Consider the following 21664-nt stretch of genomic DNA (forward strand, 5'->3'; position numbering starts at 1 on the left):
TTAATCAAACGATTCTATTTTTCCCTTTGGGAAGATGACGCAAAAGCGACAGATGAGATAAAAATCATTAATCAATTATTCTTTCCCTTTGGGAAAGATGTCCAGAGGACAGAAAGGGAATGGATTTACAAAAAGAACTAAATAAAGCAGGCGGTTTTAAAAACTTGGAATTGTTAGCCAAACAAGTTGTGGAAGGTTTTGTTGCGGGTATGCATAAAAGTCCTTTTCACGGTTTTTCTGCTGAATTTGCGGAACATAAAATTTACAATCAAGGCGAAAGTACCCGTCATATTGATTGGAAGCTATTTGCTAAAACGGATAAATTATTCACCAAACGTTATGATGATGAAACCAACCTCCGCTGTCATTTAATTGTAGACAATAGTAGTTCCATGCATTATCCAGAGCTTAAAGAATATGGACTAAATCAGTTGAATAAAATTGCTTTTTCGGCACTGGCTTCAGCCTCATTAATGCATATTTTAAAAAAACAACGTGATGCCGTTGGCTTAAGTATTTATAGTGATAATTATGATTTTTACGCACCAGAGAAAGGAAGTGAGCGTCATCATCAAATGTTATTACATCAATTAAACCAGATGTTGGTTAATAAACCAGAAGGTCGGCAAACGGATACCTATACCTATTTACATCAAATAGCAGAGAAAATTCACAGACGCTCTTTGATTTTCTTATTTACAGATATGTTTCAAACAGAAACCGAGGACGATAAGTTATTTGATGCTTTAAGGCATTTAAAACATAATAAGCATGAAGTGGTATTATTTCATGTATTTGACAAGGAAAAGGAGCAGCAATTCGATTTTGATAATGCTCCAAAGCGTTTTATAGATGTAGAAACCGGTGAACATATTAATTTATACGCAGACCGCATTAAAGAAACCTATGAAACCGCAGTGAAAGATTATTTTGAAGCCATCCGACTTAAATGTGGTCAATATCGGATTAATTATGTGGAGGCAGATATCAATAAAGATTTCAATAACATATTGACAACCTATATGATAGCGCGTGAAAAGTTTTTATAGTCAAAAAAAGTTTAAAATTTATGACTAAAACATTTGGCATATTGAAAAAGCTGCTTATATTTGCAGCCGCTTGAGAGGTTATTACGTAAGTAAAAAATGCTTAAGCAAGCAATAAAGCAACGGTCTGGTAGTTCAGTTGGTTAGAATGTCGCCCTGTCACGGCGAAGGTCGCGGGTTCGAGTCCCGTCCAGACCGCTAAAATTGCTAAAGCTTCAAGAAATTGAAGCTTTTTTTGGCCATAAAACTGCCGTAGGTAGTTAAAAATTTAGTTGTGTTGTTTGATAGATGTAGTAGTCTATCAAGGGTTTAAGTAGTTAAACCGATGGAAAGCTTTCCTTTTTTCTGAATAAGAAGATTGGGATGCTTTTTTGTTTTAGGACTGTTTGTAATCTCTGAAAAGAGTAAAAACTAACTTTAAAAAGGGAGCTTAAAAGGTGTCCTTTTTTACTTTAGGTGTTCCAGTCTTTAATTGAAAGGCTTTTTAGGCCGGTAGTACAAATTTACAGGAACTTCTTTTTCTAGGTTCAAATTAATTTTATGGTATTTGATACAAACTACAGTTCAGTACCAAAAAATTCTAACAAGTTGAGGTTCTGCTTAATTTATATGTTTCAAGGTTCTGAACACGAGTATTTTAAACATTAGTGCCAATATTTTAAAAATGAGGTTATAATGATTTGAATATTGAAACTTTCTTGCTTAATAATTTTTTTTATATTAAAAAATAGTTAATTTAATAAAATCATAATTTTGCATATAGCTTCTGAATTGCTGATATTGCATTGCGCATAATTTTCCCCTAATATTTTATACATGAGCCAATTCCCTAAAATATTGAGTGCTTCAGATGGCTTTCCATTTGGCGAAGGTATTTTCCCAAAATTATTTCATAGTAATCCAACCCCTCAATCCCTTTTCAATCAAACGGATGGAAATATTATTGACGTCAATGAGGCTTGGGAGCGGTTTACGGGTTATAAAAGAGAAGATGTTTTAGGTGTCTCTATAAAAAAGTTGGATCTTATTTTGTTTCATTCAGATGCCGAAAGAGATATTTTAGATGGGAACGAACAATTTAAATATTACGAAGTTGAAATAAAAAAAGAAGATGAAGAGTCAGCTTATGGGTTGGCTACCTTTAAATTTATAACATTGGGAGAGTTAACTTATGTGGTTTCAACCATTTTAGATGTTAGTGAATTAAAAGAATCTGAAAAAGAATTATTTCTTGCTAATAACTTTACGGAGAGTGTATTAGATAGTATGCATGAGGCTATATTCGTATATGATGCTAATCTTGTTTGTATAAAAGTTAATAAAGCATTTTTTGAATTGACGGGCTTTAAAGATAGCGAAGTAATTGGCACAAAAGTACCATTCATTCATTGGCCTCCTGAACATTATGATGCTATTGAAGACTACTTAAAAAGAATTTTAAATGGTTCCATTGATAAACGGGAGCAGCTAACCATGCGTAAAGCAAATGGAGAAAGATTCGAAATCTCTATTTCTACCAGTGCTGTCAAGAATCTTAACAACAAAATTATAGGCTATGTTTCTACGGCCATTGATATATCAGAACGATTAAGTTTTCAAAATGAATTACTGGAAAATTCTAAAAAATCTATTCAAAAAAAAGATGCAATTTTAAAGTTGGTGGATTTAGTTGGCAAGGATTTTAATGAAACGCTCAAAGAACTTACAACAATTGCTGCTCAAGTTATGGAGGTAAGTGGTGTGCGTATTTGGAAGTTCAATGCCATGGAAACCGCTATGCAGTGCATAAGTGCCTCTAGCTTAAATAAAGATGGTTTTAACGGTGATTCCATAGTACATACTAAAGATTATCCAAATTACTTTAAGAAACTTTACAAGGACAGAAGTATTAGGGTGGATAATGCTTTTGAAAGTGATTTAACAAAAGAGTTTATTGAATTATATCTAGGTCCTTTAGGAATTTCTTCGGTGTTAGATGTCTTTATAAAAGGTAGTGATGGACTTTTTGGAGTTATCTGTTTTGAACATAAAGGTGAGCCTAGAAAATGGACCGATGAAGAAGAAGAGTTTGCCATAATGATTGCCAGTATAGTTTCATTAGCAGTGGAAAATTCTGAACGTAAAAAGGTTGAAACGAAGCTGCTTATAGAAAAGGAATTTTCAGAAGAATTAGTAGATTCTTTGTTAGAAGGTTTGTCCGTTGTTAATTTGGATAAAAAAATTATTCGTGTTAACAATGCTTTATGTCAAATTACTGGATTTTCGGAAGATGAATTAATAGGTGATAAATTGCCATTTAAATATTTCCCGCCGGAATGTTTTGATGAAATTTACAAAGCATTCCGTAATGTAAGTCAGGAAGAAAATGGTACGCGCCAATTAACGTTAATGCGAAAAAATGGCCAACGATTTCCGGCTTCCATTGCATTTTCAACAGTAAAGGATAAAAACGGCATTACCATAGCCTATTTTGCCACTATTATAGACATTTCAGAAAAAATAAGGGAAGAAGAAGTCTTACAGGAACGTATTGAACTTTCTCTAAAACGCAAAGAGGTTATTTCAAAATTAGTATCTATAGTTGGCCAGGATTATGAGTCCACCATATATCTTATCGCTAAATTATCTGCTGAGGCTCTAGATGCGGATAGGGTAACGTTGTGGGAATTTAAAGATCAGGAAAATCAACTAGTAAGTAAGATTTTTTATAATGTAAAAGAAGATGTATTAGGAACTGAAGATTTGGTATTAAATAAAACCGATTTCCCTAAATATTTTGAAGTATTTGATACCAATTCAAGCTTAAGCGTTGCCAATATAAAAACGCATCCCATGATGAAAGCTTATGCTAAAACGTTTAACCATCCTTCTCAAATTACAAGTAGGATGGATGCGGTAATTCACGGTAAAGATATGCGATACGGGATTATGAGTTATGAGCGTTTTGGAGAAGCATGTAAAGCCTCTGATGAAGAAGAAAGCTTTGCGGCTTCTGTAGCTAATATTATTTGGCTTATGGTAGAAAGTAGAGAACGCATAACTGCTGAAAATCAACTTATAAAAGCAGTTAGTGAGCTTAAATATGTTAACAGTGAATTACATACGCTGAAAAAAGAGTTAGAGCAGGAAAACACGTATTTGCGTGAGGAAATTGATTTGGTTTTTAATTATGAAGAAATGGTTTATGGGAGCCGCGCCTTTAGTGATGTTTTAACCAATGTAGAGTTAGTAGCGCCAACCAGCGCAACGGTTTTACTTTTAGGAGAATCGGGAACTGGTAAAGAATTAATAGCCCGTGCTATTCATAATATCAGTGCCAGAAAAAACAAACCGTTAATTAAGGTTAACTGTGCGGCAATTCCTAAAGAGTTAATTGAAAGTGAATTATTCGGGCATAAAAAAGGTTCCTTTACGGGGGCTTTTCAAGATAAGTTGGGTAAGTTTCAATTGGCAGACGGCGGAACATTGTTTTTAGATGAAATTGGCGAATTACCTCTGGAAATGCAACCCAAGCTATTAAGAGCTATACAAGAATCGGAAATAGAGCAAATAGGTGGGACTAAAACGCAGAAAGTAGACATTCGCATTATCGCCGCTACCAACAGAGATTTGGAAAAAGAAATTAAGGCGAAAAACTTCCGTGAAGATTTATTTTTCAGAATTAATGTGTTTCCAATTACCATCCCGCCTTTACGTGATCGTATTGAAGATATTCCTATTTTAATTGAGCATTTTGTTAATAAGTTCAGTAAACTATATAATAAAGACATTAAATATATTTCTGAAAAAACCAAGCGTAATATGCAAGCTTATTTGTGGCCTGGCAATATTCGTGAGTTAGAAAATTTGATAGAACGTGCGGTTATTTTATCAAATGACGAAAAATTAATTATTCCAAATTTTAAATCGTCATCTGAAGAAACATTAATTTCAGATACTATTTTATCTCTTGATGATGTGCAACGAATTCATATTAAAAAGGTGTTAAAACAATGTAAAGGTAAAATTGACGGTCCTGAAGGTGCCGCCAAATATCTAGAAATACATCCCAGTACCTTGAGAGACAGGATGAAGAAATTAGGTATGGAGCGCTAATCGCTTCTAACGGTATACCGTGGTTTTGCAGTTTGTCGAACATTCTGCACGGTATACCGAGAAATCGAATTGAATTCTATAAACATACTTTTATTTTACTTCACTTAAAACCAGTTATATACGCTTTGTTGTTCTAGCTATTTTAAGTTTGGCACATATATTGGCATACTCTTATTGCCCCAAATTTACTAATATATGAACGCGCTTACTTTACATCAGCTAGAGAGTGTCAAGTTCTGGATTGAAAATGATATTTTGTTCTGTAATTTTAATCAAAACGATTATCATTGGTCAGAAGATGATGCCAAATCTCAAGTTTCCAAAATAGAAGAGCTCACCAAAGGCAAACGCATGCCATTTGTTATTGACGCTCGTGGTTTTACCGGAAATTTCGAGCCAAACGCAGCTAAAATATTTGCCGGGAGTAGCATGTTGAGTATTCTTAGTTTTCGTGTATTTATTGCAGATACCTTGCATGGGAAATTGCTAATAAGTTCTTATTCTAGAATTTATGCCCCGGATATCCATATTGAAGTATGTACAACTAAAGCAGAAGCTTTAGCTTATTGTGCAAAATCTCTAAAAATATATAATGCTAACAACAATTAAAAAGGCTTTTTTAAATATGCCTGACAAATCGTTATTGGCAGTTTTAGATAACCATCACATTATTGCTATTTCAGACGCGCACGGAAAATTAATTTATTCCAATAGGAATTTTTTAAAAATCGTAGGTGCATCAGATGACGAATCTATAAATCAAACCCATCAGTTGCTGAAAGCTACTATTCATTCTAAAAAACTTTTTTGGGATGTTTGGAAAACGATTCTATCAGGAAATGAGTGGAAGGGTGTTTTATATCATAAAGCTACAGCCACTAAAACCTATATTCTGAATACCACTATTACACCTATTCATAATTCTGAAGGGGACGTTATTCAGTATGTAACTGTTTGTAATGATGTTAGCAAATTTTACCCGAAAACATTGGATCGCGGACGTTCTTCATGTGAAGAGAATTTGTGGTTAGAAAGTTTTTCAAAAGATATTTTGTATATTAATAAGCAGGGTAAAATTATCAATACCTCGGAACATGCTTTAAAAGAAAGCCAAGATCATATTGTAGGTTGTTGCTTATTTGATTTTGTTAATCCTATTAATTACGATTTTGTTCAAAATCAAATTCAAAAAGCTTTTAACCAAGGCAAGAAAGGTAAGTATCAGTCTTTAGGTTTGTCTTCCAAAGGAAATCAGACGGTTTACATTTCTAAAATAAAGCCTGTTTACAATCTAAATAAGGAAATTATTTATGCTACGGTAAAAACTAAAAAGCAAAAAGATAGTACCAAAACCAATACCCAACTTAAGGCTATTGAAACCAAATACAGTAATATTTTCCAGTCTATTAACGTAGGGATTATTGTGGTTGCCAATAGTGTGGGAAATATTATTGAATGGAACAAAGGTGCCGAACTGGCTTTTGGTTACACCAGTTCAGAAATTATTGGAGAACCTTTAACTATTTTAATTTCAGATAAGCAAGTAGATACAGGAATTAAGGCGATTTTAAAAGCTAAAGATAACCTAGATAAGGATTCTTACAGTGAGAATATTGAAATGCTTGGACAGCGAAAAAATGGTGAAGAATTTCCTGTGGAATTTGCCGTGAGTCACTGGAAAAATGGGAAGGAAAATTTCTATTGTGCGTTTATGTTGGATATCACCAAACGTAAGGCTCTAGAAGCAAAATTAACCAAGACTTCTAAAGATTTGGAGCTGTTTCTATACCGTTCTGCTCACGACCTAAAAGCGCCATTAACATCTGCTGAAGGCCTTTTGCATTTGCTGAAAGAAGAAAATCTAGATAAAAATGCGTCACAAATTGTGAATATGCTAGATGAAACTCTAGGTAAAGGCATGATGTTGTTAGATGATTTGGCTTTCGCCTCTGTTATTTCAGAAAAGCGACACGATATTTCAGCAGTCGATTTTCAGAAGGTAATAGGTGGTATAATGACAGCGCTGAAAGGCCTTAAAAACTTTCGGTCGGCCGCATTTCATATTGCCATTGAGCAAGACGTAGATTTCTATTTCAATACGGATTTAATAGATTCCATTTTACAAAATTTAATACATAATGCCGTCAGCTTTATTAAAACAAAAACGGCAACCTATATGCCTACCATTAGCGTGAAGATTCAGGTTACGAGCCAGGACGTTAATATAATTGTAAAAGATAACGGTTTTGGAATAAGTGAAAATCATATAGACAAAGTGTTCGATCTCTATTTCAGAGCTTGCAGTTCAAAATCCCAAGGCGCCGGTCTTGGACTATATATAGTAAAACGTATTGTGGACGACTTTAATGGCGAAGCAAGCGTAACCAGTGAAATTAATAAGGGCACAACATTTAATGTGTGTTTACCAAATCTAAAAGAATAAAAAGAAAATGACAATTGATAATATTATGCTGATTGACGACAACAAGATAGACTTGTTTGTTAATCAAAGAATTATTGAAAAGTATAATCCTGCTGTAAAAACAAGGGCTTTTACTAATGGCCTTTCGGCAATAAGCTTTTTTAAATTATTGGAATTGAATGCTACTATTAAATCGGTAGCAATCCCTCGCGTTATCCTATTGGATATTAATATGCCTGAAATGAGTGGCTTTAATTTCTTCGAAGAATTTAAGCAACTTAATATTATGCATAAAAATAAGATAGATGTCTACATATTGTCATCTTCTACCAGTCCGGATGATATTAAAAAAGCACAAAACGAATCGCGCTGTGCTGGCTATATTACAAAACCTTTGACAGTTGATAAGCTTAAAAGTTTATTAGATAAGTCTGTTAGCATCAGTCAAGACGAACCCTTTAAAAAAATAATCTAGACCCTAATCTAAATCCTACTACTATGAAATTTAAACCTACTCTAACCCTATTTTTTATTTTGAGTATTTGCTTCCTGGCGAATGCCCAAATAGTAAATAAAGGAATTCTGAAAATATCTGCAGGTACAGATGTGTATTTCCAGAACGCCTACACGAATGCAGTTGCGGCAACTCATGATTCCGATGGTAACTTGCATCTAAACCATGATTTTATAAACAATGGAACAACGGTTGCTGCTGCTGGTACAACCTTTTTCAAAAGTGCTACGAATCCTTTAATTGAATTAACTGGAACTAGTAAAAAAGCTATTTTTTACAATCTGGAAATTAATGTTACTGGCACAGGTAAAAAAGGTGTTTTAGTAGCAGATGAGTTTAATCTTCAGGTTGAAAATGCTATGAATTTTCAAAGTGGTGATTTAAGGCTGGTTGGGCGTTCGCAACTAATTCAAATGCATCCCGGCGTAAATGGTAATACTGTCGTTTCTGGAAAATTGTTAAGAGATCAGAAAGGAACAGTTTCCCCTTATGCTTATGATTATTGGTCATCTCCGGTTAATAATGGCGGAACTTTTGCACTATTGGGTGGGAAATTTGATGGTACGGATTCATCACTGAAACCTTTTAATCCAACTCAAATTCAGTTTACTACTGCTAGAGAAGGCTTGCCTTCTACTGTTGACGTATCTGGAAACGTAACCACTGCTTTAACTATAAGTAGCCGTTGGTTATATAAGTACGCGCGTGGTTCAGGTGATTATTGGGAGTGGATTCGATTAAATAGTGGGAGTACACTTAATCCAGGTGAAGGTTATATCATGAAAGGCGCTAATACCACATTGACGCCAAAACAAAACTATGTGTTTTATGGTGCGCCGAATAATGGTGATTATTCATTTGAAATTTTTGATGGTCAAGAAATTTTATTAGGTAATCCGTATCCATCTGCCTTGAATTCTGAACAATTCATTGGTGATAACATTGATATTTTACAAGCCCTATATTTTTGGGTAGATGGTGGTTCAAACTCTCATATCCTATCCGATTATGAAGGCGGTTATGCTGTTAAAAACTTAACTGGTCAAACGTTAGCTTATGTGCCATCGGAAATTGCTAACGCTGGTAGTGCTGATCTAGTTATATCTTTACCATTTGTACCTATTGGAAAAGGTTTTTTCGTTAAAGCCACAAGTGACGGAACTATCGTTTTCAAAAATTCACAGCGAGTTTTTGAAATGGAACCTGCCAGAGGCGCCAATGATAAATATGTACGTATTGGCTATGAAGGTCCGGAAGGTTTTCACCGACAACTTTTGTTAGGTTTTATGCCTGATTCAGCGGCTGATTTAAATTATAATCCGGGTTATGATGCGCTGCAAATGATGTCTAGAGCTGATGATATGTTTTTTATTATTGAAAACGACGCAGCCAAACGTTACGCCATTCAAGGTGTAGATGGTTTTTCAGAAGCTATGGAATTTCCAATCGGTTTAGTTATGTCTGGTAATGGATCTCATAAATTTATGTTGGATGCTGTTGAGAATTTTGAAGGCATTGTGTATTTAAAAGATAATGAGTTAGATGTTACTTTTAATTTATCAGATTCTGATTATGAAATTAATTTACTTCCAGGTGACTATTTAAATCGTTTTTCTATTGTGTTTGAGCCCATTTACACCTTATCTAATCCGGAAACTCAAATAAGTAATGTGAACGTTTTTTATAACGGACAGGAAGAAATAGTCGTTTCTAATCTTAATAATCTAACGGTTAATGCTGTTACGGTTTACAATATGATAGGCCAGCAAATTTTAGCAGTTACAGAAAATCTTAACAAGCAGAACATCATACGCATTCCTTTTAATCAAAGCAACGGTGTTTATCTCGTTGTTTTAAAAATGAATACGGGTGAAAAATCCACTAAAATTATAAAATATTAATACTATAAAATACTCATTATGAAAGCAAAAAAACTATTCTTGAATACCTGCGGCTTAATAGCTGTGATGTTACTAACCGCCACAACTTATGCCCAAGTGGGTATTGGTAATTTAATACCCGATCCATCAGCCATGTTGGATATTACATCTACTTCTCAAGGCTTGCTAGCGCCACGTATGAGGTCCACTGATCGGATAGCAATAGCCTCGCCAGCAGAAAGCTTACTGGTATTTGACACAGATGAGAAAGCCTTTTATTTCTATAATACAACTACTACTACTTGGGTAAAGCTAGCTAATGATGCTGCGAATAAACGAAATAATTATAAATTGATTAAATCTGCAGCAGATTTGGCACAAGAGTCAATAGACGGTGGAGGTACAAGTTATTTATTAAACACAAATACCTTTTATGAAATTAATGGTACGATAACATTAGTTAAACCTATTAATTTAAACAACGCTTATATTGCTGGTATGGATGCCAATGAAGATATCTTATCAAACACTGGAGGTACTGTTTTTAAGGGAAACACGGGAGGAAGTATTAAAAATCTAACATTAAAAGGAGCTAAAGCTTTTGAGATAATCGGTCCTGGAATTGCCACTAATTCATCGCTTTTAGTCCAAAATACAATTATATTTGGTATGAGCAGTAGTGTTGGAAGTATTTCCGGTTTAGGTTTATATTATGGTGGGATTGTTCAGTTTGTAGGGAATACAAATGGCATTACCTATTCAAATATTGGTAATTGTCTTTTGGATAATCAGGCATGGTTAGATTCCAATAATGGAACATTTGAAAAGTTTACGGGTAACTTCGACCTTATTGAAAAAGGGAGTGGCTTTAGCTCTGTTAATGGATCTGATATTGCCCTAGACGTTAGTACTGCTGGTTTAGCTGTGGGAACAGGAATTATAGAAGCGACTGTTTTTAATGGCGCAACTAGCGCACCTTCAGGGTACATTAAAGGATATGCTCCTGCTCAAACATATCTTGGTTTTAATTTTAGTAATGCTTGGTCTGTTAGTGCACCGGGTATTCCACGAGAAGGTGATGCAGAAGCTACTGGAGATATTAATTTTTCATCGTCAGTTGGAACCGGTCAAACGACTTCATTTTCAGGAGTAGGTACTTCAAGTAGAAAAAAAATAGATGGTACCACTACATCTAATAATTTGTTTAGATTCTCGAGAGATGGAGATAATAAAATAACTTATGAGGGCAATAAGACTAGATATTTTCAAGTAGCTGGATCTGTTTCTTTTCAGGCTACTGCTGAAATGATTTTAATCCTTTACATCGCTAAAAATGGTATTGTTATTACGCAAACAAAAGTTTACGGTAAAGCTGACGGTGTTAATGATGTTGTAGCCCTACCGACAATAGGAACTGTGGAAATGAAAAATTCTGATTATATTGAAATTTGGGCAGAGCGATTTTCTGGTGCAGGAAACATGCTAACGGTATCGCTAAACTTAATTGCTAGATAGTATAAGTGAATAAAAAAATTAAAGATATTACCTTATAATTGAACCTTCAGTTCTTTAGAACTGAAGGTTCTTTCTATTTAAATTGTGGTGCATACTCTAAATAGCATTTTAACGCCTCACCTCCGGCAAAGCCTGATATAATTTCTCAATCCGTCGCAAATCCGTAGCGTTTTGTATACTTGCTTGGCTGTCCTCATAAAGTAATTTGGCTTCTGCTTGCAAAGCATCTTGATATTCAGGTAAATGTGCCTTTTGCAATAATAAATATTTAAACATGATAAAGAGTTTTTGTATACAGCTTAAATCATGTTTGCAATAGGTTCTGTAAGATACCATAACTTGGTATAATAATTCCTTGAAATCTATGGTAGTTACGGCAATTAAAGAGCGCTCGTTATCTTTAGAGGTGAAAATAGTACGGTCGTTTTTTTTAAGGCGCAAGGCAAATAGTTCCGTTAAGTAATCAATGGTGCTAATGGCGGTTCCAGGATCGTTTATGCCTGGCGACATGGCTTTCATGCCAATTTCCGTAATTTGTTTAAAAGCCAAGGTGTAATTGTCTTCTACAAATTCGCCTCGAGCAAAATTGAAATTTGAGAGTATATCTTCAACTAATTCAGCATCAATTTCTTTACTGACTTGAATAATGGGTATGCCTTCTAAAACAAACATGCCTTGAATAACTAAAATTTTTAGTTGAATGTTTTGTTCTTCGCAAATATCTATCAAATTTGCTTTGGCTATATTTTGAAAATAACCCGTTTCAGAACTGTAATAAGATTTCCAATTAGCCGTATCTGGGAAGTCAGCTGCGCTTTCAGATTCTCTTTCTATTAATTGGTCCAAGCGCTTTTTTGCCTTCTTATAAATGCTGTCTAAAATATTATTAACCTGAATGGATTGCGAAATGGAGTGAATAAAATACAGGAACGCACCCAAACAAATAACTGTTAGAATAATACCAATAAGTACAGAGAAACCCGGTAATTGATATTTGTCAGTTTCCTGCGGATTAATACCCACCAGCGTAAACGTGTTGTATAAAATAGTGGCTAAATAAATTCCTAAAACATATTGGTGATTTCTATTGGAAATTAATCCGGGCAAAACCCGTGGTGAAAAATTACTGGAAGCTTGATTTAGTAAAACCATAACCATGGAGAAACTAAAAACCATAATGGAAATAATTCCGCCCGTTAAAAAACTTAAAAGTGTTTTGGCGGTGTCGGCATTATTAATAACTAATTGTGGAACATGTTCAATAATAAAAGCTGAAATACCTTTCTTTTCTAAATACAGCATCAGCATGGCAAAGTTGAAGCCAAAAAAACTGAAAAGCGTCGGGTAGAAGGCTATTTTGCCTCTAATGGTATTTATAAAACTAATAAAACGGTTGTAAAGGGATTTCATGCTTTTATTTTAGGATTACAAGTTCAACATTTTTAATAAAAAAAAATCAAATTGTAGGAAAACTATTTTTTGAGCTAAACTTTTAAGCCACTTATTAACATTTTAAGTAGGAAATACGCTGCTTTTTAGCTTTTAATCGATAAAATTATACGTTTAAACTTGTTTATTGTTAAATTTACGTATATTTAAATTATGTTTGCAAGCCTTTAGTAAGTCCCTAAATTGTAGTATTCTACTTATTCAAGGTTCATTAATCCATTTAAGACATTTTTGTCTATTCCCTCATGTTTGATTTTTTTAGTTAGTAGCATTTTTGCTACGCGCTTTTTAAAATGCTAATTGGCATTATTCTGTTAGTCATTTTCTATTAAAAAAAATCAATTGTTTTTGTTATAAACACGTATAATTTTTAATATAAATAACCCTAAACAACAAACTAACATGAAAACCCTTAAAATTACTTTAGTAGCAGCCATTTTTTGTATGACACTTACAGGATTAACATTACAAAGCAAAACAACAACTCCCGACACCACTGAAGAAACCGTTTCTGAAAAAGATGATTTCACTTATGCGTTTCAAACAAAGAGACATGTGAAAAGAGGAAAAGACGTTCCAACAAACGGATAATACTTTTATAATATTCAATTTAAAACCCTTTATTTATAAAGGGTTTTTTTGCTATTAAGTTTTATTGTGATTATAAATCTGCTGTAGCCCCTTACTTGTAATAAAAAATTTTAAATTTGAAAAGACTTGATGGGCTTCTATGTATTTAAAACACCTTATTTTTATTGTAACATTATCATTTAGCGGATTTTTAACGGCTCAAAATAATCGTCAACAAAATTATTTAGATAGTGTAGCCTATTATCGCGCCTTGGCGGAGACCAAATCTTTTGAATTGGATCAGCGCGTTTCTTATATAAAAAAAGCAATTGTTTTTTCTGAAAAATCTAAAATAGATTCTACTATTTTAAAAACCAAGCGCCAATTGGCCACGCTTTATTTACGGCAATTTGCAGTAGATTCTCTATATGATTTAAATCTTGAAAACCTGAAGTTGGCCAAAAAGCTAAAGGATACTTTGGCTATAGCCTATATAAATAATGTGCTGGGTTGGTATCATTCCGAAAAATATCAGAATGATAGTTCCTATACCTATTATTACAACGCCTCCAAAGATTTCGAATCTTTACAGATGGTAAAAGATCAGGCAAGCGCTTTTAATTCCATGGCAACCATTCAATTTGAAGAACGGGATTATGTGGGTTGTGAGAGCAATGCTTTTAAAGCTATTCGACTCTATCAAAGTTTGCCTAAAACTGTAGATATTCTTGATAGATTATGGGGTCTGTTTAATTTAGTCGCTATAGCTTCCGATGAGTTGAAACTTTATGATAATGCCATTGAATATCACTACAAAGCCTTATCCTACAGTAACCGAATTGCAGATAATTTTTTATACACACTGTATTCTAATAGTAATATTGCGCTTATTTATAAAGAGCAAAAACAGTTTGATAAAGCTTTAAAAATTTATCAAGAATTATTTGAAAAGGAAAGTTTACTAAAACAGGAACCAGCTAATTATGCCTTGATTTTGGGCGATTACGCTCTGTTACAACATAAATCCGGTAATTTTGAAAGTAAGGATATAAAGAAAATGTTGTTAGAAGCTTATCATGTTAGTGATAGTATTGAAGATGATTCTAGTATCATGTCTGTTTCATTAAATGCTTCGGAATTTTATCTGGACTTAAAACAACCAGATTCCGCATTAATCTTTGCCAATATTGCCTATCAAAAAGGTGAAACTTCCCAAACCAATGACGTTATTTTAAACGCCTTATTTTTAAAATCGAAAATTGAAAGCCCGCAGAAATCCGTATCCTATTTAAACGATTATATTCACTTGAATGATAGTTTAGTAAATAAAGAACGCGCCATCCGAAATAAATTTGCGCGAATAGATTTTGAAACTGAACAGATAGAAATAGAAAACGAACGCATTTCGCGAGAGCGTTTATGGCTAATTATATTTTCAGCAAGTATGGTTTTTACCATTATACTTTTGTATATAATAAGTACACAACGCGCTAAAAATAAAGAATTGCGGCTATTACAGCAGCAACAAGAAGCGAATGAAGAAATCTATAATTTAATGTTAAGCCAACAGGATAAAGTAGATGAAGCGCGGTCTCAAGAGAAAAAACGGATTTCGCAAGATTTGCATGATGGTATTTTAGGACGTTTATTTGGCACGCGATTAAGTTTAGATAGTTTGAATTTAAGCACGACTGATGAAGCCATGAAAACTCGCGAAACCTATATAAACGAACTTCAAATTATTGAACAGGATATTCGGGAAGTTTCTCATGAATTAAATGCTGATTTTATCACGAATTCAGGATTTCCAGATATTATTGAATCTTTAATAGAAACGCAAGCTAAAATTTATAACTTAAGCTTTAATTTCAGTTCAAATAGCGATATTCCGTGGGAAGATATACCGAATAAAACTAAAATTCACATTTACAGAATGCTGCAAGAATCACTTCAAAATATATTTAAACACGCACAAGCAAGCCATGTAGATATTAGCTTTACGCAAGAAAAAAATGTAATTTGCTTGCAAATCAGTGATAATGGAACTGGATTTGAAGTCCAAAAATCAAGAAAAGGCATTGGCTTAAAAAATATGCAGGCACGTGTTAGCGAATTTGGAGGTCAACTTAAAATTGAGTCTGAAAAAGAAATAGGAACTACTATTGTTATAAAAATACCAAATCAACCTTAAATTTAAAATAAAAATGATAGAAACACTGCGTATATTAATGACCGACGATCATCCAATGATTATTGAAGGATATCAAAATACGTTACTAGCTACTAAAAAAGAAAACCAAGAATTGCAAATTGATATTGCTAATAATTGCGATCAATCCTTAAATTTTATGCGCAAGGCAATAGATATTGAAAAACCCTACCATATTCTATTTATGGATATCAGTTTACCACCTTCTAGTGATGGTGACTTTACGTCTGGCGAAGATTTAGCAAAATATGCACGACGCATTATGCCGAAATGTAAAATTATTATGCTTACTATGTTTAATGAACCCTACAGGATTCATAACATTATTAAGGATATAGATCCTGAAGGATTTTTAATTAAAAGCGATTTAACGTCGCGTGAATTGGCCAGTGCCTTTCAAGCCGTTTTAAAAAAACCACCATTTTATAGCGCCTCTGTTAGTAATATTATCCGAAAAACCATTGTAAACACGATTAGTATAGATGAAATAGATAGGAAAATATTATATCTACTTTCGCAAGGTGTAAGAACAAAAAGTTTAAAAGATCATTTCGAAATATCCTTAAGCGCCATTGAAAAACGCAAGAAACAACTTAAATTAATTTTTGATGTTCAAGATGGCAGCGATGAAAATTTATTGGCCGTTGCCAAGAAAGAAGGCTTTATTTAAAAGCTTTGTGCTTTAAAATTATTAAACAATCAATTTTATTTCAAATTTTTACGGTTCAAAACTCTTGCTATTAGTAGCAATTACGGTTTAACCGTAAACCTGTTACGGTAAAACCGCAACAGCAAGTTAAAACTATTGTTTACTTTTAAAAAGTCAACGACAAATAAATCCCTCATTAAGAAATTTGTTGAATTAATAGCATTTACAACAGCCTCATGGATTTTCATTTTTTGAATTGGAAACCATGAGGTTTCTTCTTATTAAAAAGAAAAAATGTCGCTTTTATATTCCCAAACGCGCCAAATAAAAAAGCCGAGATAAACAATCGTCACAATAAACTTGATAAATGTTCCGGCTAAAAATCCTAAAAAAGAACCGAAAGCGGCTTTTGCTGCAATTTTAGAATCTGCTTTATTTATCATTTCGCCAATAAAAGCGCCAACAAAAGGCCAAATTATAATACCAAAAGGACCTAAAACTGGAAAAATAATGGAAACTATAAGTCCTATTGTGGTTCCAATAACACCTTTCTTACTGCCACCAAAACGCTTGGTCCCTATAGCAGGAATGATATAATCCAAAGCAAAAACCAATAGGGCTATGGCTAAAGTAATTCCTAAAAACCACCAGTTATTGGGTACAGCATCTGTTAAATAGAGTAGAAGTAAACCTATCCAACTCAAAGGTGCTCCAGGTAAAATTGGTAAAAAACTTCCCGCAATGCCAACAAGCATGATAATAAAGCCTAAAATAACTAATAATATATCCATGGATTTGTGCTATATGAAACGAAGATAAAAAAAGAATCTCACAATTTATCAACTAAATAATTAGTTAAAACTAAATTTTTAGTTATATTTGATAAACTAAAACATTAGTTGAATAAATTAGAGCAGCGTAAATATGATACAGAAAAAGCAATTAACGAAAGCCGAAGAAGAGATTATGCAGGTTTTATGGCATTTGGAAAAAGCAGCCGTTAAGGATATTATAGTAGAGTTGCCAGAACCGAAACCTGCTTATAATACCGTTTCTACCATTGTCCGAATTTTAGAAAGTAAGGGATTTGTAGATTATGAAAAGCAGGGGAAAGGACATGTGTATTTTCCGAAAGTAAAAAAGCAGGATTATAGTAATCAAAGTATTAATTCACTGGTTGATAATTATTTCCAGGGCTCCTTTAAAAGTATGGTATCTTTTTTTATGAAGAAAAATGATATCAGTTTACAAGAATTAGAATCCGTTTTAAACGAGATTCATAAAGACGAAAAATCATGATACACTACATTATTCAAGTCATCGCGTTTCAAGTATTCTTTTTGCTCATTTATGATGTATTCTTAAAAAGGGAAACATTTTTTAATTGGAATCGCGCGTATTTATTAATGACGGCCCTCTTATCTGTTTTACTACCATTTATTAAAATTGAAGGTTTTAAAAATGCTGTTTCACCAGATTTTATAGTAAGTCTGCCACAGGTTTTATCGCAAACGCCAAATACTATTTTTTTGGAAGAAGTGGTCATTAATGGCAGCAATTCATCCCATAGTATTTTGTGGTATACCACACTTATTTTGCTAATAGGAAGTGCTTTGGCCTTCGTGTTTTTTACTGTGCGCTTGTTTCAAATTTTCAAATTAAGCTTTCAAAATTCCAAGCAAAAACAAGGATCTATTTATTATGTAAGCATTCTGAAAAGTACAGTCGCTTTTTCATTTTTCAACTACATATTCCTAGGTGAAAATATTCAGGAAACAGAACGTGCTCAAATAATAAAGCATGAAATCGTGCACGTAAACCAAAAACACAGCTGGGATTTACTATTTTTTGAATTGTTACGTATTGCAATTTGGTTTAATCCATTGGTTTATATGTATCAAAATCGCATGACTGAATTACATGAGTTTATAGCCGATTCCAAAGCTGTAAAAAACAACAAAAAACAATATTACGAAAACTTATTAGCACAAATATTCGATGCGAATCACGTATCATTCATCAATCCATTTTTCAAACAATCATTAATCAAAAAACGAATTATTATGTTACAAAAATCAAAATCCAAACAAGTACAATTAATCAAGTACGCCTTATTAATTCCAATGGTTTCAGCCATGTTACTATATTCATCATGCTCTGCAGATGCTACTCAAACAGAAGTGGTGGAACAGGAATTAACAATTGAAAATCAGATAGAAGCTTTAAAAAATTCTATTGAAGCTAATGGTGAATTATCCGAAATTAATAAAGAAGCATTACGAACACTTTTAATGCAAAGCGCCAATAAAAAGGTTGTTGAAGGTTCTGAATTACATGCGGATGGGACTTTTCAAGAAGTTCCTTTTGCCGTGGTAGATCAAGTTCCTGTTTTTCCAGGTTGTGAAAGCGGCAGTTCAAATGAAGTAAATAAACAATGTATGAGTAAAAAACTGAATGCTTTTGTTGCCGAAAATTTCAATACAGAATTAGCGACTACTTTAAATTTAACGGGTATTCAGCAGATTAGAGTCTTCTTTAAAATAAGTGAAACCGGTAAAATTGTGGACATTAAAGCAAGAGCTCCAAAACCAGAATTGGAAGCAGAGGCAAAACGTGTTTTAAACATGTTGCCCGATTTAATTCCAGGAAAAAATAAGGGTCAAAAAGTAAGAGTTGCCTATTACTTACCTATCAAGTTTCAAGTAAATGAATAAAGGTATCCTATTAGTATGTATTCTAATTTTTTTTAAAACCGAAGCGCAAACTTCGGTTTTAAATGTTGCCGATAGCTTGTTTGCAAATGGCAACTTTTCTGAAGCTATTAAAACCTATAAATCCTATGAAAATGTAGATGCCGTATCCTATAAATTAGCAAAATCTTATGTTGCCATTGGAAACTATGATGAAGCTTTGCACTATTATCAAGTGCGTATAAAAGTGTTTCCTAATGATGTCCTTTTGAAATACGATTATGGGCAACTTTTAGCCAAAACGAAAAACTATCAAACGGCTAAATCTGTTTTTAATCAGCTCATAGCAATGGATTCTTTGCATCCTAATTATCCATATGAATTGGGTTTGGTATATGAACAATTACAAGATTCTTTGGCCTTAAAATCCTTTAAACGAAGTTTTAAATTAGACAATGGGCATCAAAAATCTATTTTTAAATTGGCCAAGCGCCAATTGCAAATTAGGAATTATGATTCGGTAGATTATTATGTGGATATAGGCTTAAAAGCTTATGAAAACAATGTGGAACTGATTAGTTTAAAAGCACAAAATTCCTATTGGAAAAAAGACTTTGAAAACGCTTCTATTTGGTTTGAGAAACTTTTGGTACTGGGTGAGAATTCGCAATTTGTTCATGAAAAATTAAGCTCTTGTTATTCTGAAATGTCAGAAGTTCATAAAGCTATTGACCAACAAAAGTTAGCCATTGCCAAAGACCCTAACAATGTGGAAAACATCTATAAATTAGGATTATTATACACCCGAATTAGCGATTATAAGCAAGCGGAAAACTATATAAAAAAGGCCATTGAAATAGTAGACGTGCCTTTGGATATTGAATATATGAAGTTAGGAACTATTCAAAATCAACAAAAAAAATATGCGGAAGCCATCCAGTCTTTTCAAAGGGCTTTATATGAAAATCCAAATAATAAGTATGCTGCTTTTTATTTAGTTTTCACCAAAGATCAGTATTATAAAGATGTTAATACCCGCATTAAATTATATGAAGATTTCATTTTAAAATATCCTAAAAATTTATTTTTGTATAAAGCGAAAAGTCGACTGCAGGAATTGAAGCAAGAAAAATTTATGAATACAGATTAGAATCTAAAATTATCGTATTTTTCGCTTTCATAACAACCCATGAAACAGCTTTCCTTTATTTTAATTTGTTTATTGGTAACATCCTGTAATTATTTCGATGTTAAAAAAACATCATCTGAAGTAATTTTGGAAAACGAACTTCTCACTTTTAACTGGAATGAAGTGGATGAATATCCCATGTTTGAAAGTTGCGATGGTAGCGCTTCAAAAGAAGATAAAAAACATTGTTTTCAGAATACCTTAACAAACATTATTACTGAAAAACTGCAGCGCGATACGCTAGTAGTAACACAGGATATTAATGATACGGTTTATATAAATTTTGAAATTTCAAAAGAAGGAATTTTATCGCTTCTTACCATTAAAGCGGATTCTATAACACTTCAGGAAATACCGAATATTAAAGAATTACTTCATAAAAGTGTAGATTCTCTTCCTAAAATTTATCCAGCAATAAGACGCAGTCAGCAAGTGAAAACGGCCTTTACTTTGCCTGTTATTATTAAAGTAAATTAAATGCGTTTTTGCTGAAATATTAAAGGTTAATCTTATATCCTAAAGCGAAATCGATTGGAAAATTATCGCTGTTATCACTAAACAGAGAATAAATATCATGATAAGCAAAGGTGATAAAACTGTTTTCCGTTACGCGGTAATCTGCGCCAATTCCTAAAATAAACGGTACATCAATTCCAGAAAACGATTCTTTATAGGTTCCTATTTCTGGTATAGGCAATTGATAGGTTGCATTCCCAAAATCATATGTCACCAGTTTTAAATTCCCATACATATTAAAGCGTTCCGCGTTGACAAAACGGTATCGGTATCCAATAGCCATTTGGGTTGACGAATATTCAAAATCATCAGCTTCCAAGGCATGTCTGAAAGAAAAGAATAAGGCGTGACGTGGTAATTTAGTGGCTTCGAAAAACTCAAACTCCAAACCGAAAAAAGGGACGCTGGCATTGTTTGGGTTTTCTACGAAAGGTTGATTGGTAATACCACCAAAAACGCCTAATCGAGCTTGTAATTTGGCACGAGCATCGTAATTATAGCTTAAATCGGTTGTGGCATTATACATATTGAAAAAACTTTCCAAACTATGTAATGTTAGTTTTACTTTTTCTGTTGGAACGCCGTAACCTTCCGTTAATGTATTTAAAACAGATTTATATTGCTCTTGATATTTTTTAGTTTCCGGATTTTTGGTGTTCACCAATTCTTGAATACGCCCATCTTTTGACTTTACAAAATAGCGATACGTGCCGTCATCAATCGTCCAAAGCAAATCTAGATTACCTTCAATGGCAGTTTCCAATTCTATAGTTTCATTGTTAATGGTATAGGATTTCTGCGAGAAACCTAAAAACCCTAAAGTTAAGAAACCAATTAAAAAGTAGATCTTTTTCATGTTGTTTGCTGATTTTGAGTACCTGTAAATCTATATAAATTAAATTATAACTTTTAAAAAATAG

General features: G+C 33.2%; 17 protein-coding genes and 1 tRNA gene. 15 read left to right on the plus strand and 3 right to left on the minus strand.

Going from position 1 to position 21664, the window contains the following annotated elements; all coding sequences use genetic code 11:
• Positions 1-119 precede the first annotated feature (119 nt).
• From ES674_RS04635 to ES674_RS04670, 8 genes are all read left to right on the plus strand, one after another.
• Positions 120-1049 carry a DUF58 domain-containing protein gene (locus ES674_RS04635; protein WP_148402805.1) on the plus strand — a complete coding sequence of 310 codons (930 nt, stop codon included), beginning with the start codon at positions 120-122 and terminating at the stop codon, positions 1047-1049.
• 121 nt (positions 1050-1170) lie between these two features.
• A tRNA-Asp gene (locus tag ES674_RS04640) sits at positions 1171-1244 on the plus strand.
• Between the two features lie 618 nt (positions 1245-1862).
• Positions 1863-5141 carry a sigma 54-interacting transcriptional regulator gene (locus ES674_RS04645; RefSeq protein WP_148402806.1) on the plus strand — a complete coding sequence of 1093 codons (3279 nt, stop codon included), beginning with the start codon at positions 1863-1865 and terminating at the stop codon, positions 5139-5141.
• A gap of 195 nt (positions 5142-5336) precedes the next feature.
• A complete protein-coding gene (locus ES674_RS04650) occupies positions 5337-5750 on the plus strand; it encodes a DUF7793 family protein (protein WP_148402807.1) in 414 nt (137 codons plus the stop codon).
• A gap of 16 nt (positions 5751-5766) precedes the next feature.
• On the plus strand, positions 5767-7584 hold the full coding sequence (locus ES674_RS04655) for a PAS domain-containing protein (RefSeq protein ID WP_246125973.1): 1818 nt from the start codon (positions 5767-5769) through the stop codon (positions 7582-7584).
• Positions 7585-7591: 7 nt separating this feature from the next.
• Positions 7592-8038 carry a response regulator gene (locus tag ES674_RS04660; RefSeq protein WP_148402809.1) on the plus strand — a complete coding sequence of 149 codons (447 nt, stop codon included), beginning with the start codon at positions 7592-7594 and terminating at the stop codon, positions 8036-8038.
• A gap of 23 nt (positions 8039-8061) precedes the next feature.
• On the plus strand, positions 8062-9978 hold the full coding sequence (locus ES674_RS04665) for a T9SS type A sorting domain-containing protein (protein WP_170233963.1): 1917 nt from the start codon (positions 8062-8064) through the stop codon (positions 9976-9978).
• 18 nt (positions 9979-9996) lie between these two features.
• Positions 9997-11472, plus strand: coding sequence for a hypothetical protein (locus ES674_RS04670; RefSeq protein WP_148402810.1), 1476 nt, complete (start codon positions 9997-9999; stop codon positions 11470-11472).
• 108 nt (positions 11473-11580) lie between these two features.
• Here ES674_RS04670 and ES674_RS04675 read toward each other — a convergent pair whose 3' ends face one another.
• The gene (locus ES674_RS04675) at positions 11581-12882 is read right to left on the minus strand and encodes a DUF2254 domain-containing protein (RefSeq protein ID WP_148402811.1); all 1302 of its coding nucleotides are present in this window, start codon (positions 12880-12882) and stop codon (positions 11581-11583) included.
• A gap of 441 nt (positions 12883-13323) precedes the next feature.
• On the opposite strand from ES674_RS04675, the gene ES674_RS04680 reads away from it, so the two are divergent.
• From ES674_RS04680 to ES674_RS04690, 3 genes are all read left to right on the plus strand, one after another.
• Complete coding sequence (locus ES674_RS04680) at positions 13324-13512, plus strand: hypothetical protein (protein WP_148402812.1); 189 nt, start codon at positions 13324-13326, stop codon at positions 13510-13512.
• Positions 13513-13651: 139 nt separating this feature from the next.
• A complete protein-coding gene (locus tag ES674_RS04685; protein ID WP_148402813.1) occupies positions 13652-15682 on the plus strand; it encodes a tetratricopeptide repeat-containing sensor histidine kinase in 2031 nt (676 codons plus the stop codon).
• A gap of 13 nt (positions 15683-15695) precedes the next feature.
• Positions 15696-16370 (plus strand): response regulator transcription factor, encoded by a 675-nt coding sequence (locus ES674_RS04690; RefSeq protein ID WP_170233964.1) that lies wholly within the window; start codon positions 15696-15698, stop codon positions 16368-16370.
• A gap of 260 nt (positions 16371-16630) precedes the next feature.
• Here the strand turns inward: ES674_RS04690 and ES674_RS04695 are convergent, their stop codons facing one another.
• Positions 16631-17140 carry a DUF456 domain-containing protein gene (locus ES674_RS04695; RefSeq protein ID WP_148402814.1) on the minus strand — a complete coding sequence of 170 codons (510 nt, stop codon included), beginning with the start codon at positions 17138-17140 and terminating at the stop codon, positions 16631-16633.
• A gap of 133 nt (positions 17141-17273) precedes the next feature.
• On the opposite strand from ES674_RS04695, the gene ES674_RS04700 reads away from it, so the two are divergent.
• Genes ES674_RS04700 through ES674_RS04715 form a run of 4 tightly spaced genes read left to right on the plus strand, consistent with a single transcriptional unit; the run spans position 17274 to position 20705 of the window.
• The gene (locus ES674_RS04700; RefSeq protein WP_148402815.1) at positions 17274-17648 is read left to right on the plus strand and encodes a BlaI/MecI/CopY family transcriptional regulator; all 375 of its coding nucleotides are present in this window, start codon (positions 17274-17276) and stop codon (positions 17646-17648) included.
• Entirely contained in the window at positions 17645-19063 is a 1419-nt protein-coding gene (locus ES674_RS04705; RefSeq protein ID WP_148402816.1) for a M56 family metallopeptidase, read from the plus strand. Before ES674_RS04700 ends, ES674_RS04705 begins: the two co-directional genes overlap by 4 nt.
• Complete coding sequence (locus ES674_RS04710; protein WP_148402817.1) at positions 19056-20189, plus strand: tetratricopeptide repeat protein; 1134 nt, start codon at positions 19056-19058, stop codon at positions 20187-20189. The genes ES674_RS04705 and ES674_RS04710 overlap by 8 nt, the downstream gene beginning before the upstream one ends.
• 39 nt (positions 20190-20228) lie before the next feature.
• Positions 20229-20705 (plus strand): hypothetical protein, encoded by a 477-nt coding sequence (locus ES674_RS04715; RefSeq protein WP_148402818.1) that lies wholly within the window; start codon positions 20229-20231, stop codon positions 20703-20705.
• Positions 20706-20724: 19 nt separating this feature from the next.
• On the opposite strand, the gene ES674_RS04720 is transcribed toward ES674_RS04715, so the two are convergent.
• Positions 20725-21600, minus strand: a complete 876-nt coding sequence (locus ES674_RS04720; protein WP_148402819.1) for a hypothetical protein — start codon at positions 21598-21600, stop codon at positions 20725-20727.
• Between the last annotated feature and the right edge of the window lie 64 nt (positions 21601-21664).

Origin of the sequence: Bizionia myxarmorum (assembly GCF_008086205.1) — a bacterium.
In the GTDB taxonomy this organism is placed as follows: Bacteria; Bacteroidota; Bacteroidia; order Flavobacteriales; family Flavobacteriaceae; genus Algorimicrobium; species Algorimicrobium myxarmorum.

What these genes read in the sequence shown, in the direction of transcription:
- ES674_RS04635 (WP_148402805.1), top strand. Translation starts at nt 120, where the DNA reads ATGGATTTACAAAAAGAACTAAATAAAGCAGGCGGTTTTAAAAACTTG.
- ES674_RS04645 (WP_148402806.1), top strand. Translation starts at nt 1,863, where the DNA reads ATGAGCCAATTCCCTAAAATATTGAGTGCTTCAGATGGCTTTCCATTT.
- ES674_RS04650 (WP_148402807.1), top strand. Translation starts at nt 5,337, where the DNA reads ATGAACGCGCTTACTTTACATCAGCTAGAGAGTGTCAAGTTCTGGATT.
- ES674_RS04655 (WP_246125973.1), top strand. Translation starts at nt 5,767, where the DNA reads ATGCCTGACAAATCGTTATTGGCAGTTTTAGATAACCATCACATTATT.
- ES674_RS04660 (WP_148402809.1), top strand. Translation starts at nt 7,592, where the DNA reads ATGACAATTGATAATATTATGCTGATTGACGACAACAAGATAGACTTG.
- ES674_RS04665 (WP_170233963.1), top strand. Translation starts at nt 8,062, where the DNA reads ATGAAATTTAAACCTACTCTAACCCTATTTTTTATTTTGAGTATTTGC.
- ES674_RS04670 (WP_148402810.1), top strand. Translation starts at nt 9,997, where the DNA reads ATGAAAGCAAAAAAACTATTCTTGAATACCTGCGGCTTAATAGCTGTG.
- ES674_RS04675 (WP_148402811.1), bottom strand. Translation starts at nt 12,882, where the DNA reads ATGAAATCCCTTTACAACCGTTTTATTAGTTTTATAAATACCATTAGA.
- ES674_RS04680 (WP_148402812.1), top strand. Translation starts at nt 13,324, where the DNA reads ATGAAAACCCTTAAAATTACTTTAGTAGCAGCCATTTTTTGTATGACA.
- ES674_RS04685 (WP_148402813.1), top strand. Translation starts at nt 13,652, where the DNA reads ATGTATTTAAAACACCTTATTTTTATTGTAACATTATCATTTAGCGGA.
- ES674_RS04690 (WP_170233964.1), top strand. Translation starts at nt 15,696, where the DNA reads ATGATAGAAACACTGCGTATATTAATGACCGACGATCATCCAATGATT.
- ES674_RS04695 (WP_148402814.1), bottom strand. Translation starts at nt 17,140, where the DNA reads ATGGATATATTATTAGTTATTTTAGGCTTTATTATCATGCTTGTTGGC.
- ES674_RS04700 (WP_148402815.1), top strand. Translation starts at nt 17,274, where the DNA reads ATGATACAGAAAAAGCAATTAACGAAAGCCGAAGAAGAGATTATGCAG.
- ES674_RS04705 (WP_148402816.1), top strand. Translation starts at nt 17,645, where the DNA reads ATGATACACTACATTATTCAAGTCATCGCGTTTCAAGTATTCTTTTTG.
- ES674_RS04710 (WP_148402817.1), top strand. Translation starts at nt 19,056, where the DNA reads ATGAATAAAGGTATCCTATTAGTATGTATTCTAATTTTTTTTAAAACC.
- ES674_RS04715 (WP_148402818.1), top strand. Translation starts at nt 20,229, where the DNA reads ATGAAACAGCTTTCCTTTATTTTAATTTGTTTATTGGTAACATCCTGT.
- ES674_RS04720 (WP_148402819.1), bottom strand. Translation starts at nt 21,600, where the DNA reads ATGAAAAAGATCTACTTTTTAATTGGTTTCTTAACTTTAGGGTTTTTA.